The 13,931-nt window shown below is 63.2% G+C and carries 10 protein-coding genes; 1 reads left to right on the forward strand and 9 read right to left on the reverse strand.

What is annotated here, in order from left to right:
- Positions 1 to 53: 53 nt before the first annotated feature.
- Positions 54 to 1,451, forward strand: coding sequence for an isoprenylcysteine carboxylmethyltransferase family protein (locus GGC65_RS15385; protein ID WP_192647962.1), 1,398 nt, complete (start codon positions 54 to 56; stop codon positions 1,449 to 1,451).
- On the opposite strand, the gene GGC65_RS15390 is transcribed toward GGC65_RS15385, so the two are convergent.
- The 9 genes from GGC65_RS15390 to GGC65_RS15430 all read right to left on the reverse strand — a co-directional run bounded on the left by GGC65_RS15390 (position 1,448) and on the right by GGC65_RS15430 (position 13,802).
- On the reverse strand, positions 1,448 to 1,744 hold the full coding sequence (locus GGC65_RS15390; RefSeq protein WP_192647963.1) for a hypothetical protein: 297 nt from the start codon (positions 1,742 to 1,744) through the stop codon (positions 1,448 to 1,450). The two genes, GGC65_RS15385 and GGC65_RS15390, sit on opposite strands and share 4 nt — an antisense overlap.
- A 99-nt stretch (positions 1,745 to 1,843) precedes the next feature.
- A complete protein-coding gene (locus tag GGC65_RS15395) occupies positions 1,844 to 4,105 on the reverse strand; it encodes a TonB-dependent receptor (protein ID WP_192647964.1) in 2,262 nt (753 codons plus the stop codon).
- 157 nt (positions 4,106 to 4,262) lie between these two features.
- Positions 4,263 to 5,636 (reverse strand): glutamate--cysteine ligase, encoded by a 1,374-nt coding sequence (locus tag GGC65_RS15400; RefSeq protein WP_192647965.1) that lies wholly within the window; start codon positions 5,634 to 5,636, stop codon positions 4,263 to 4,265.
- 52 nt (positions 5,637 to 5,688) lie between these two features.
- Positions 5,689 to 7,734, reverse strand: a complete 2,046-nt coding sequence (locus tag GGC65_RS15405; protein ID WP_192647966.1) for a beta strand repeat-containing protein — start codon at positions 7,732 to 7,734, stop codon at positions 5,689 to 5,691.
- Positions 7,734 to 9,644 carry a proprotein convertase P-domain-containing protein gene (locus tag GGC65_RS15410; RefSeq protein WP_192647967.1) on the reverse strand — a complete coding sequence of 637 codons (1,911 nt, stop codon included), beginning with the start codon at positions 9,642 to 9,644 and terminating at the stop codon, positions 7,734 to 7,736. Before GGC65_RS15410 ends, GGC65_RS15405 begins: the two co-directional genes overlap by 1 nt.
- Before the next feature lie 166 nt (positions 9,645 to 9,810).
- Positions 9,811 to 10,557 (reverse strand): 16S rRNA (uracil(1498)-N(3))-methyltransferase, encoded by a 747-nt coding sequence (locus GGC65_RS15415; protein WP_192649562.1) that lies wholly within the window; start codon positions 10,555 to 10,557, stop codon positions 9,811 to 9,813.
- Between the two features lie 127 nt (positions 10,558 to 10,684).
- A complete protein-coding gene (locus GGC65_RS15420; protein ID WP_192647968.1) occupies positions 10,685 to 12,448 on the reverse strand; it encodes a pilus assembly protein TadG-related protein in 1,764 nt (587 codons plus the stop codon).
- 11 nt (positions 12,449 to 12,459) lie between these two features.
- Positions 12,460 to 13,155, reverse strand: coding sequence for a TadE/TadG family type IV pilus assembly protein (locus tag GGC65_RS15425; RefSeq protein WP_192647969.1), 696 nt, complete (start codon positions 13,153 to 13,155; stop codon positions 12,460 to 12,462).
- Positions 13,128 to 13,802 carry a TadE/TadG family type IV pilus assembly protein gene (locus GGC65_RS15430; protein WP_192647970.1) on the reverse strand — a complete coding sequence of 225 codons (675 nt, stop codon included), beginning with the start codon at positions 13,800 to 13,802 and terminating at the stop codon, positions 13,128 to 13,130. Before GGC65_RS15430 ends, GGC65_RS15425 begins: the two co-directional genes overlap by 28 nt.
- Positions 13,803 to 13,931: the final 129 nt, after the last annotated feature.

Genomic DNA, 13,931 nt, shown 5'->3' on the forward strand with positions numbered 1-13,931 from the left:
TCCAGTTGACGGGTTGCTTACCCTTTTGCGGTAACGCTAAGCGGGTGAATATCATGGCCAAATCCGCTCCATCAGGCACAATCGAACCGGCAGACGCGCCGTCCGCGCCGACAGGCCTTCGTCCCCGTTCGGCGGTCAGCGCCGGGGTCGGCATCGTCGGGCTCGCAGGTTTGGTCAGCTATTTGTTGATCGCGCGCTTTGCACCCGACATTGCGGCGTTCCTCGGCATCGACTGGGGAACGCGCGGGGCGATGAACGGGCCGAATTCGGCGATCGCCAGCGTGCTCGCCTGCGGGCTGCCGATGGTCCTGTGGTCGATCTTCGTCGACAAGGTGCATCGCAATCCCTCGACCGGTATCGACTGGACGCAACGGCGCCCGTGGCGCGAGACGATCGATATCAGCCTGACCAAGCTAGCCGGCATGTGGGCGACATGGGGGCTGATCGCGCTGATCTATGCGACGATGCGTTATTATTGGGAGGGCAATTACGCTTTTTCCATGAACCTGCTCGAGACGGTTGCGCCGTGGCTGCTGCTCGTCTCGGTGCCCTATATGCTGTGGCTCGACCGCCGCATGATCGAACCGCGCGACGGGTGCTGGCAGTTCGGCCGCTGGCTGATCGCGCCCGGCCAGCCGGTCGACGGCAAGGCAATCGGGCACCATCTGCGCGCCTGGGCGGTGAAGGGGTTTTTCACCGCCTTCATGCTGTCGATCGTGCCGGGCAATTTCTCCTCACTGGTCACGGTGCCGATGAGCGAGGTGTTCGCCAATCCCTATATGATGGGGCTGTGGGCGATCAATTTCCTCTACCTCGTCGACGTCCATATCGCGACGGTCGGCTATATCCTGACGTTGAAGCCGCTCGATGCGCATATCCGCACCGCCAATCCCTATGGCATGGCGTGGGTCGCGGCGCTGGTGTGCTATCCGCCCTTCATCCTGATGAACGGCGGCCCGCTCGACTATCAGGTCAACGGGTCGGACTGGGGCTATTGGCTGGAGGGTCATTATGGCCTGCTCGTCGCCTGGGGTGTCGTGCTCGTCGCGCTCACCGCGATCTACAGCTGGGCGACGATGGCGTTCGGCATCCGCTTTTCGAACCTGACGCACCGCGGCGTGATCACGCACGGCCCCTACAAGTTCACGCGCCACCCGGCCTATATTTCGAAGAATTTGAGCTGGTGGGTCGGTTCGCTGCCCTTCCTCGTCACCGCGGGCGGCTGGGTCGAGGGGGTGCGCAATGTGATCCTGCTCGGGCTGGTCAGCGGGGTCTATTATTGGCGCGCCAAGACCGAGGAGAAGCATCTCCTCGCCGATCCTGCCTATGCCCGATATTGGAATTGGGCGCAGGAGCATGCACTGATCCCGCGCTTCTTCGCGAAGCTGACGGGGCGAACGCGCCCGCTGATCCGCCTCGAGCCCGACGAGCGCGTCGGGCCGGTCGCCTAGTCCTTCACGGCACCGGCCGCGGCGGCGCGCTTGGCCTGCAACTCGGCATAGGCCGCGTTGATCGCGCGCCAGGCCTGTTCGCATTGCTGCTGGTCGCTGCGTCGCTTGCTGGCGCACAGCCGGTCGAGCCGTTCCATAACCGCCTTCGGGCTATTGTTCCGGCTAAAGGGATAGGTTCGGACATTCTCGGAATAGCCCATGACACCGAATACGGCGGGCGAAGGCATATCCGCGGCGGACGCGGCGGTGGTCGACAAGCCAGCGGCGAGAAGGCCTAGGGTCAAACGGCGCATCATCGACTCCCATATCGTTGCAGGGCGATGATAACATGGAAATAATTGGAAACGAAGCCCGATCCGCGCGGAGCGAAACCCCGCGCGGATCGAAGGCTTTTAGAATTTGAAGCCCGCCTCGATGCCATAGATGCGGGGTTCGTTGACGTAGCTGGTTAGGTTGTTGAAATCGATGCCGCCGGTCGGCGATTCATCGCCCGTGACGTTGCGCACGAAGCCCGCAATGTCGAAACGATCGGTCTTGTAGCCGACGCGCACGCCGCCCTCGAGCAGCTTGTCGTCCGAGAATTCGACCGAGCGATAGAGGAAGAACTGTACCTTCGAGCGGTAATACCAGTCGGTGAAGGCATAGATTGCGCCGTCGCCGACCGGGATTTCATAACCCGCGGTCCAGTTGAGCGTGAACTTCGGCGACTGCGGCAGCTGGTTGCCGTCGATCGAGAAGATGCCCGGGCTGCCGGGGCGGGCGGGGTCGAGCACGGTGCACGGCGTCGCCGAACCGCAGCCCGCGACAAAGGCGTTGGCATCGTCGATCTCGGCGATGTTCCATGCGCCGCCGATCGAGAAGGTCAGGCCCTTGGCGGGTGCCGCCTGCAACTCGGCCTCGATACCATGGCCCTTGGCGTCGACGTTGAGCAGGCTTGCGACGTTCGACGTGCCGCCGACCGCGGTCAGCTGCAGGTCCTTGGTGTCGAAATAATAGCCGGTCAGGTTGAAGCGGACGCGGTTGTCGAGGAAGCTGGTCTTGATGCCGGCTTCGTAGGACATCGTCTCTTCCTGATCGGCGGTCGAGATGACGCGCGAGAAGGTCAGGCGGCCCTGCACCGACGGGGCGCGATAGCCGCGCGCGACGCGGGCGTAGAGGGTCAGCGCATCGGAGGCTTCATAGGTTGCGCTGGCGTCCCAGGTCAGCAGCTTGCCCTTTACGCGGGCGGCCTGCGGCGGAACCGGCGTGTTCGGGTTCACGACGAAATCGGGGCGCGTTTCGACCGGACGCGACGCGACGAAATCGCGCGTGTCGTGGTTGTAGCGCGCGCCGGCCTGCAGCTTGAAGCCATTGTCGAACTCGTAATTGACCGAGCCGAAGAGGCCATAGGCTTCGCTGTCCTGACGCTGGATCGCGATCGCCGACGGGGTCGCGTCGGTCGGACCGCCGAATTCGAAGCTCGAAATGTCGAGCTTTTCGTCGAAGTAGAAGGCGCCGAACTGATAACCGAGTCCGCCGCTGTTGTTCGACGCGATACGGATTTCCTGCGTGAACTGGTCGAGGCTCGGCACATTGTCCTGGCTTTGTGCCTGGAACGGGATGAGCCCCGGACCCGACACGGGCAGGAACACAGCGCCGAAACCGCCGTCGATGTCGCCGCGGCTGCGGAAATTACCGTTCCAATAGGAGGTGATCGAGTAAGCGGTCACCGGCCCGAAATCATATTCGAGGTTCAGCCCGGCGTTATAGGTGTTGAGCTTCTGGAAATTCAGCCCGTCCTGATAGACTTCGTCGCGCTTGAATTCGGTGCCCGCGCCGCCGAGGCCGACGAGCTTGTTGCTGCCGGGGAGCTGGGTGTTGGCGCGGAAGATGATCGCCGAACCGTCATAGATGCGGACCTGTCCGGTCACGCGGCCGGTGAAGGGGCCGTTCTCATATTGAAGCTGGAGGCGCGCGGCGATGTCGTCATAGCCGCCGAGATCGTTCTTTTTCGTGGTCGCGATATTGTCGACCCAATTGTCACGATGCTGGAACAAGGTCGACAGGCGGACCGAGAAGCCATTGTCGTCGGCGGCGCCTGCCGCGACTTCGACCTGCGTCGTGCCGTAGCGGCCATAGCTGGCGCGCGCATAGCCGCCGGTCTTGCCGGGCTTGACGGTGTCGAACTTGACGATGCCCGCGGGGGTGTTGCGGCCGAACAGCGTGCCCTGCGGCCCGCGGAGAACTTCGACGCGGTCGAGGTCGAAGATCGGGAAGCCCTTGAGGATCGGGTTTTCGAGCACGACATCGTCATAGACGAGGCTGACCGGCTGCGAGGCGTTGAGGTCGAAATCGGTGTTGCCGAGGCCGCGGATATAGAAGCGCGGGAAGGTGCGGCCGAACGAGCTTTCGATGTTCAGGCTGGGGACGCGGCCTGCGAGGACGCGGACGTCCGAGCCGGTCGAGGTGATCGCGTCGAGCGTGTTGCCCGACAGCACCGAGACGGCGACGGGCACATCCTGCAGGCTTTCCTCGCGGCGCTGCGCGGTTACTACGATGTCTCCGAGGCCCGATTCTTCGGCGACGGGCGCGGTGTCCTGCGCAGCGGCGGGGGCGGCCCACGCGGTGGTGGCAAGGGCGACGCTTATAGCAATAGTGGAAGGAAAGTGGCGCATGGCGAGCTTCCTGAAACAGAGTTGACGATGGGAGAGTGGAAAAACCAAAGGCTCTTTGGCTTTCCACGCACGCGCAATCAATCGCAGAAGCTCACACCGCTGACTTTCGTGTCAGCAGTGTTGCGCAATTGCTGCACTTTCGGGACGAAAACCGCCCCTAGAAGCTCAGTTCGTCATAGATCTTCGAGAGGTCGCCGCCCCACGGGCCTTCGTAGCGGTCGAGCAGGTCGTGCGCGGGCGACTTGCCGCTCTTGGCGATGCGGCGGAGCGGTTCGAGGAAGCCGACTTCATTGTCGCCCATCGAATTGACTTCGCCGCGTGCGGCAAGGCCCGCCGCCGCGATGTCGAGAACGCGATGGGCGAGCTGTCCCACGGTGCCGCCGCCGGGCGCCGGGGCGTCGAGGCCTTCGCTGGGGACGGCATCGCGCAGCACCTGATGCTCCTCGATGCTCCAGCCTTTGACCAGATCCCACGCTGCGTCGAGTGCGCCCTGGTCGTAGAGCAGGCCGACCCACAGCGCCGGGAGCGCGCAGATACGGTTCCACGGCCCGCCGTCGGCGCCGCGCATTTCGAGGAAGCTTTTGAGGCGCACTTCGGGGAAGGCGGTCGAGAGATGGTCGTTCCAGTCGGAGAGGCGCGGTTTCTCGCCAGGGAGTGCAGGGAGTTCGCCCTTGAGGAAGTCGCGGAAGCTCTGCCCCGCGGCGTCGATATATTTGCCGTCGCGGAAGACAAAATACATCGGCACGTCGAGCATATAGTCGACATAGCGCTCGTAACCGAAGCCGTCCTCGAACACGAAGGGCAGCATGCCGGTGCGCGCGGGGTCGGTGTCGGTCCAGATATGGCTGCGGTACGACATATAGCCGTTGGGCTTGCCCTCTGTGAAGGGCGACGCGGCGAAGAGCGCGGTCGCGAGCGGCTGGAGCGCGAGCGACACACGGAATTTCTGCACCATGTCGGCCTCGCTCGCATAGTCGAGGTTGGTCTGGATCGTGCAGGTGCGCAGCATCATGTCGAGCCCCATGCTGCCGACGCGCGGCATATGCTCGAGCATGATCTTGTAGCGCCCCTTGGGCATGATCGGCAGCTCGGCGCGCGTCTTGTCGGGCCACATACCAAGCCCGAGGAAACCGAGCCCGAGTTCGGCGCCGACCTCTTTCACCTGCTTCAGGTGGCGGCCGGTTTCGGCGCACGTCTGGTGGAGGTTTTCGAGCGGGGCGCCCGACAACTCGAGCTGGCCGGCGGGTTCGAGGCTGATCGCGCCGTCGCTGCCCGACAAGGCGATCACCTTGCCGCCCTCGATAACCGGTTCCCAGCCGAAGCGCGTGAGCGCCATCAACAGGTCGTGGATGCCGCCGGGCTCGTCATAGCTGGGGGCGCGATGGTCGGCGGTGCGATAGACGAATTTCTCGTGCTCGGTGCCGATGCGCCAGCGGTCCTTGGGCTTTTCGCCCTTGATCATGGGGGCCGCGAGCTGGTCGCGGCTTTCGACGATGGGATCGTTGCTGTCCGAGGCGGTGCGCGTGCTCATATCGCGCCATTATACGGTTCGGTACAGAAATCAATCGGCTGTTGAAGCGGCCCTATTTGACCAGCGCGCGGAGGTTGATCGTGAAGCTCGATCCGGGCGCCATCGACCCCTTGGGCCGGACGCGCACATGCGTCACGGCCGCGTCGACACCATTGGCGTCGGCGGTCGGCACATAGGTCCAACTGGCCCCGCCATTGTTCGAGAATTCGAGATCGTCGGCCGTGCTGGCGAGGCTGGTGAAGCCGTAGGTCAGCGCGCTGCTGCCGGCCGTGAAGCGGACCGGGCCGGGACCGGGGGCATAGGTGCCGACGAACAGGCTGAGGTTCGCCGGGATCGCGTCGGTGACGATGACGCTGTTGTTCGTCGGGCTGGTGCTCGCGGGCGCGGTGACGATCAGGCTGTAATCGGCAAAGCCGCCGGGGATCATTTTCGCATTGGTCGTGCCGTTCACCGGGTCGCTGTACGCGGCCGACGTCTTCGCGATCGAAAGCGGGACGACATAGCTGTTCGTGAAGGTGCAGATGATCGCGGTGTCGGTGGGGCTGACCGTCAGCACATTGCCCGTGAGCGCAGTCGTATTGCCGGTGCAGGCGAGGGCCTGTGTGTAGTTGCTACCATTGCCGACGGTGAAGCTTTCGCTGAGCGCTGCGCTTTCGGCGGCGTAGACGGTGACCGCGGCGTTGGTGTCGGTCTCGTTCGCGCTGTTGGCGACCGAAGAGAGCGTGGCGTTGTTGATGAGGCCGCTCGTCGCGACGGTGACGGCGTTGGCGGTCTGCGCATTCACCCAGGTCTTGCGGACGACGAGCGTCGCCGACTTGCGGCTGTTGGTCCAGGTGCAGGTGAGCGAGGTACCCGACGGCATGACGACGGTGCGGCTGAGACCCGTGCCCGACGTGGCGACGACGACATTGTCGCTGTTGCGGCGGCATTCGATGCTGCTGTTGTAATTGGCCGCGGTGCCGGTGGTGAACGCCTCGGTCAGGGTGAGCGTCGAGCCGGGGACGGCGACCGCCGTGGCGTTCGTGGTCGACCCGCCGACGGTCGAGCTGCCGGCGGTGGCAAGCGCGCCGCCGGCGATCGCGAGGCCGACGGCGTCGCCCGCGATGCCGTTCGTCCAGCTCTTGGCGAGCACCACCGGCGAGTCATTGTCGGTGATCGTATAGGTGCTGGCGGTGCGGGCCGCGCCGCCGCAGCTGGTCGTGCTCGACACGGTGTAGCCGGTGCCGGTGCCGAGTGCGATCTGGATCGTCTCGCTACCCTCGGTCGCGGTGTCGTCGATGACCTGGATGCCGAGCGGGACGGCGGCGTTCTGATAGGTGCCGGCGGGGACGGTGACCGTGAAACTCGCGCCGCCGCTGGGGGTCGTATAATCGGTGCCGCGCGTCGCGGTGCCGCCGGTGATGCTGACATTGACGGTGCGCGCGGTGAACAAAGTGCCGTTGACGGTCAGCGTCGGCAAGTTCGCCGACGCGATCGATTCGACCCCCGATGCACTCGTGGTCGACAGCTCGATGAACGGATTGAGCGTGATGCGGATGTCGTCGAGGAAATTGCCATAGCTGCCTGCGTCGGTCGTGATGAACTGGACGCGCTGCACCCCTGACGGCCCGGTGTAGGTCGTCGAGCCGGTGTTGACATTCCAGACATTGTTGATCGTCGAGGATTGCGTCGCGAGCGCCTGAAGCTGGGTGCCGCTGCTGTTCGCAATCTGGAAGCGCGCGGTCTGCGTCGCGGGCCCGCCCGATCGCGCGCGATGCGCAAAGGTCCAGCCGATCGACTCGCCGTTGACCATGCAGATATTCTGGTAGAGCGCGCCGGGGACATTGGCGTTCATTTCGGCGAAAACCGACCCGGCATAGGCGGGGACGCCCTGGAAATTCGTGTCCCACAGCTCGATCTCACCCGAGGCGGAATCCCAGCCGACGACCGAGCCGTTCGAATAGATTTCGTAATTGGCGGTGCCCGGACCCTGCGGATCGTTCGATTCGAACGAGGGGTTGACGATGACACGCTGCGCCGCGGCGGGCGAGGCGAGCGCCATCGAGCTCGCAACGACGAGCGCGCAAAGCCGCGCGAGATAGCTCGGACGTTGGCGCATCAGTTGACGATCACATCGAAGGCGATTGCCATCGCGCTTGCGGGCGTCAGCGTCGGCGTCGTCGCGGCGACGGTGGTGCCGGTGATCGACGCGCCGAAGGGATCGCTCTCGTCGCCGCCGCTGGCATTATCATCCTCGACCGTCGTAGCGCCCGCGCAGCTTGTGCCGCTACGCAGCGATCCGGGGACGAAGGTCGTCGTCGTCGGCAGCGGGTCGCCGATGTTGATGCCGGTCGCGGTGCCGCTGCCATTGTTGGTGACGAGGATACAGTAACGCATCGTCGCGCCGGGGATCGCCTTGGGATCGGTCGTGCCATTGGTCGGGTCGCTGACAACGATGCTCGTCTTGGCGATCGTCAGATTGGCGGTCGGGCGGCAGAAGGTGACGTCGTGGATCGCGATCGCCTGTTGCCCCGGATTAGCGGGGGCGAGGCTATGGTTGCCGTAATCGATGGTGATCGTGTCGACGGGTACCGCGAAGGTCACGACGACATTGCCGTTCGCGCTATTGTCGGCGCTCGTCGCGTCGCCATAGGCGCTGTTGCCGATCACATAATTGCTGATGCCGTTCGTGAGCGTCGGGGTCACGGGCGTTCCGTTGAAGGTGCCAGTCACGGTCACGCGGTCGGCGAACTGGCCGGCGGCATAGTCGATGTCGAACAGGCGAAACTGCGCCCCGGGGACGGCGGTGGGCAGGGTGAAGGTCGAGGTCACGCTGCCCGACTGGCTGGTCAGATCGACCATCTCGAAAATCGAAAATTGCGCGGGCGAAAGGCCGCCGGTGACGACATTCTGCCGCGTCGGCGACTGGCCGCCATAGGTGCTGCTGTTCAGGAAACTGCCGCCGCCGACGGCGATATTGAAATTCATCGTGCCGATCGCGGTCAGCGCATAGGTGCCGCTGGTCGTGCCGGCAGCCCAGGTGACGCCGTCCCAGTCGTGCACTGTCGTCCCGACCGGGCAGACGAGCGTCGGCGGGGTGCCCGCGACGCGTGTTCCCGATACGGTGAAGGTCGCGCTGTCATAATCATCTTCGCCCGCGACGCCGTTGCCGGGGGTCGAATCGAAGTCGAAAGCCGACGACGCGCTGACCTCGGCGACATTGGTCACGCTCGCGCCCGCGCTGGCGGTGACGGTGCCGGTAATCGTCAATGTTCGCGTCGTCCCCGGCGGGCTGTTGCCGACCGTCCACACGCCCGTCGTGCTGTTGTAGCTGCCGAAACCCGAGGCGCTGGTGAAGGTGAAGCCAGCGGGCAGCGTGTCCTGCACCGTCACGCCGGTCGCGGTCAAAGCCGAGCCGCTCGCGTTGGTGACGCTCAGCACATAGTTGATGCTCGCGCCCGATGCGGGCGATGCATTGCTCACCGACTTGGTCAGCGACAGGTCGGCCGACGGCGCGATCGGCACCGTCGAGAGCGTCAGGTCGGTGCGCGTGAAATTGCCGCTGTCGCTGTTGAGCGAGTCGCAGATTGTGAGCTGCCATGTCCCCGCCGACCCCTGTCCGTTGAAGCTCGCGAGCGAACCCTCGGGGCGGAAGGTGCGCTGATAGGGCGGAGCGGCGGAGGTATTGTCGTTGGTCGTGTGCGTGGTGATGCTCGCCGCCGCGCTGTCGTCGAACAGGACGTTCAGATTGTCCGCCGACGTCCCGACATTGGTGATCAGATTGACCACCGTGCCGCTCGGCGACACGAGCGTTGCGCGGACGTCGCCGCGATAGGTATGCGTGAACTGAACACCGATATTCACATCGGTGACCTGTGCGTTGGCGGCGACCGTGAAGCTCCGAACCATCGGGCTGGTGCAGGTCGTCGCGGTTTCGCTGATCGTCCCGGTCGTGGTGTTGCTGTAGCTTGTTGTCGTCTGTGCGGCGGCGGGATTGCTGGCAAGCGTCAACGCCAGCCAAACGAGCATGAGACATACTCGCACAGACTGCAAACGCTGGCCCCCACGCCAGCGGTATCGGCTCTGGTCCCGCCGTTGCATGGCACCGCTATGCGCGGCGCATAGCTAATATCCGGTTAAAATCGGTGACTTGGCGGCGATTCTGTTCGGAGGCGGGACAGAATTGCGGATAACGCTATGTACCGGACCAGTCGCCATTCTGCGCCATCCATACCCCGATCGCGGCGATGGCGGCGGTTTCGGCGCGCAGGATGCGCGGGCCGAGCGCGATGCGGCGGACCGCCGTATGAGCGATCAACATGTCGCGTTCCTTGTCGGTAAAGCCGCCTTCGGGCCCGGTCAGGATCGCCGCGGGTGCCGGGGCACCGACCTTGGCGAGCGGAACGCCGCCAGCCTCATCTGCGAACAGCAGCGCGCGGTCGGCCGGCCAGTCCTTCAAGAGCTGGGGCAGCTTGATCGGCTCGGCCAGCGTCGGCAGTGCGGTGCGCCCGCATTGTTCACACGCTTCGACGATCTGCGCCTCGAGCCGCTCGCGCTTGACGCGTTCGACGATCGTGCGTTCGGTGATCACCGGCTGCAGACGCGCGACGCCAAGCTCGGTCGCCTTTTCGATGATCCAGTCGAGCCGCGCCTTCTTGACCGGCGCGAAGCACAGCCAGAGGTCGGGAACCTGTTCGATCGCCTTGGTCTGGCGTTCGATGCGCAGCGTCAGCTGCCGTTTCGCCGCATCGGCGACGACCGCGAGCCATTCGCCGCTGATATTGTCGAACAGCAGGATCGGATCGCCCGCCTTCATCCGCATCACATTGAGCAGATAATGCGCAGCGGGACCGTCGATCACCGGGACGGCATCGGGCCCCAGCGGGAGATCGACAAACAGGCGGGGCGTGCTGGCGGGCGGCCAGGCGGGCGTTGCGGGCATGCCGCGCCGATAGCAGACGGTGGCCCCTCGTGCACCCATATGCTGCTCGCCCGGTGCCTGTTCGATCACATCGGTGACGGCAAGGTCACGTCATGATCGAACGGGGCACCGAACAGACTTCGCTATTTTACTGAACCAATCGGGCGGTCTGGAGCGCCGTCGAGAACAGCTGCTGAAGCGCCGTGGTGATATTGTCATTGGCCGTCACGGTCTGCACCAGCGGCGCCCCATTTGTGCCCACCGATGCGCAGCTCTGCAGCTTGGTGAGGACCTGGTCCGAGCTCCCCGCATTGCCCCGTGCATATGGCGAAGGAGGAGGGGGTAGGAACGGAGCGATGTTCGACTGGGACCAGGCATCGCCAACAAGCGATTCTGGCAGATATTTCGTATAAAGGACCGCAATCTTGATTCCTTTTGCCTTGATGGCGGTGCACAAGGTGAGATCGCTGTCCCGCAGCGGCCCGAAATAGCGGCCGCTCCCGTTCGAGTTGGCCGGTTGATCGAGCATGCCGTCGGAGATGATAAACAGGATTTTCTGCGGCACTGCTCCAGGCGCGCCCGTTCCCGCGGCGGGGATGGTGTTGATGTTGTTCATCACCGTGAGCATGCCGGTCACATCCGTGGCCCTGTCATCGTTGCTAACACCCTTGGTGGGCTCGGAATTCTTCCACCAATAATCGTCCCCGGGGAACAGCGACGAAAAGTTGCTGCCGTACGAATTGACGTTGGTCAGGGCATTCAGCGTCTGGACGGCCGTGCCATTGGTAGATTTCTTCCAGTCGAAAGAAAACATCTGTGCGCGGTAGGTGACCTGATATTGGGTAGCCTGGTTCGCGGCAAACGGGATCAGCTGGGTTGCCGCCGAAACGACGTCATCCTTGCGCAGGACAATCTTTGCGGGGCTGCCGTAGATGAGGCCGTAATTGTGGGTCAACCAGTAGCCGTCGGCCCAATATCCGGAATCGAGATCGACCGTCGTTGCGGCACTATTTCCAACCTTCGTAGATTTCTTAATAACAACAGTGGAGTTGTCGAAATTGTCCAAGCTATATGTGACAGTAGTTGTAACACCATTTTTGGTGGTTGAGGTATTCATTGCACTGTCATTGCTGTCATACAGCCTCTTATTTGCTTTGTCCCAGCGATAGAACACATTCTTTTTGGGGGAGTTTGCTGTATAATAATTTGTAGATAGCAGGATGTGGCGACCGTTCGTGTCTTTGATATATATATTGTCGGTGTGCGATGCTTGCATGTGACACGCAAAGGCGCAACCGTTTGGCAGACTGGTATCGGTCGTATTTTTGGTCGCGTTGATAATCCTGGTGATTCCGTCCGATGTCGAGGGCAGCAGCATCGATGGCGAATTGTCCATCACCAGGTAGAAATCGACATTGGGCGGCTGCGCGGCGCTTGCCGAGGAGATGCCGCTTACGGTTAGCGTGTCGACCCCCAATATTCCGCCGAACATGTTGATCGACTTGGCCCTGTAGCTCACCGTCGCCTTGCGCAGGTAGCCCACGGCCCCGGCTCCCCCCGAGGCGGAGCTTCCTTCCGTGACGACGGGGTTTACAACCAGATCCTCGTAGCCCGTTTCCAGCGAAGCCTGCGCATTGAACATATTGGTCGCGGCCGTTCTGGACTGCCCGTTCGACTGCAGGATCATCGCCGGGGCGACGGCCGCCAGCGCGGCAGCATCGGCCGCGGCGTTCAGCTTCGTCTGCAAGCTCATGGCGCGCGCATAGTCGACCCCGAAGCCGAGGATGAAGGTCAGCGGGATGATCGCAAACCCCATGATCATGTAGACCCCGCCCTTCTGGTCGGCTTTCAGCCGGGAAAGGAACGGAGCCCTTGGCGTCGCAGAGCTGAGCTGAGGAAATATTTTGGTCATAATATATCCACCTAGTAAAGCCGGGGAACCATATAGATCGTGTCGGTCATGGTCGTGCTGGTCATCGGGAGATAGCTGATGAAGGGCGCGTAATTATAAGTGATCTTGCCCATGAACAGCCAACCGCCGGCGGTGCCGACCTGGGTCTTCTGGCTGGTGCCGATGGCAAGGTTTCCGCACACATTCGTGCCGTCCGGCGAAACAGGGATCATCGCAGAAGTGATCATATTGCTCGGGATGTTGACGATGTTGCTGCTCGTCTGCGCTTCACTTCTCGGGAGCGTGCCTGCCGTATGGCTCGAGACCGTCGCGGTTACGGTGCTGCCATTGACATTTTGGGTCTGTGCCCGCGTCCAGACGACATAGGCTCGTGTGGCATCGCAGACCCGGAGCAGCGAAATCTGCTCGGTCGCAGCGTTGAGCTTATAGGGTGACAGGACGACGGCACTGGCGCTCATTTGCGATCTCGCGTTGGCGCTGGTGGGGTCGTTGTAAATGATCGTCGGGGACATGGTCCGGCTGACGAGGTCGACGAGCGAACGGGTCGCGACAGTCACCTTGCGGCTGGCGCTTACCCTGTCAGACAAATAAACGCCGCCCGTGTACATGAGCACGAGCACCGGCAGGGCGAACGCGAATTCCACGATCACCGCGCCGCGCGTGTTTCGGGTGAGGCGCCTCAGCATGTGGGCTGCGATGTGGGACATGCGTAGTCCTCCGTCGTGAACACCGAGGTGGCCACGAGTTTGCGATTGGCGTTGGGTTCGTTGATCATGTTCAGGCCCAGCGGGCCTTTTCCTGTCGGCCACAGGTAGATCAGTTGCAGGACGATGATGCGGTTCTTGCCGCTGCCGCCCGACTGGTAATTATAGCCCGCGCCCGTCGAGACCAATACGCCGTTGCTGTCATAGGTGAATGTCGGCGAATTGGTGGCGCTAGCGACGTTGTAGGTGGTTGCGGTGGTCACATGCACCGTGAGCCGCGAGCAAGATAGCAAGGGCGGCAGCAGCGCGTCGGTGCTGACGGTTTCGCCGGCGGGATTGGTGCCCGAAAGGCCATTGCAGATCGCAGTCTTGAAATCGCTCGCCGACAGGCCGACGGTCCCGTTGGGCGCTCGCGTCGTTTGCGCGAAGCCGGTCAGCATCAGGCGCCCCGCGCCCTCGGCCGTCGTCTCCAGCATCTGCTGTGCGAGATAGATCAACATCGTATACATGATCGCCAGCAACAGCGCGATGAAGGCCGGTCCGACGATGGCGAACTCCATGGCCGCCGTGCCCGCACGGCTTTTCCACAGATTCTTACCGAACGGACCCACGGCCCTCCGGGCGCGAATCCTCTTGCGCAAAATTGCCATGTGGGTCCCCCTTTGTGGCTGTTTTCCATGAACAGGGTTCAAATTTGGTAAATGGCCGGACTTCGGGGCCGCGGGACGGCCGAGGGTGGCGACGCGCCCGTGCCCAAATGGGACAGTTCCGCGGCCAGG

Source organism: Sphingopyxis sp. OAS728, from assembly GCF_014873485.1.
Taxonomy (GTDB): domain Bacteria; phylum Pseudomonadota; class Alphaproteobacteria; order Sphingomonadales; family Sphingomonadaceae; genus Sphingopyxis.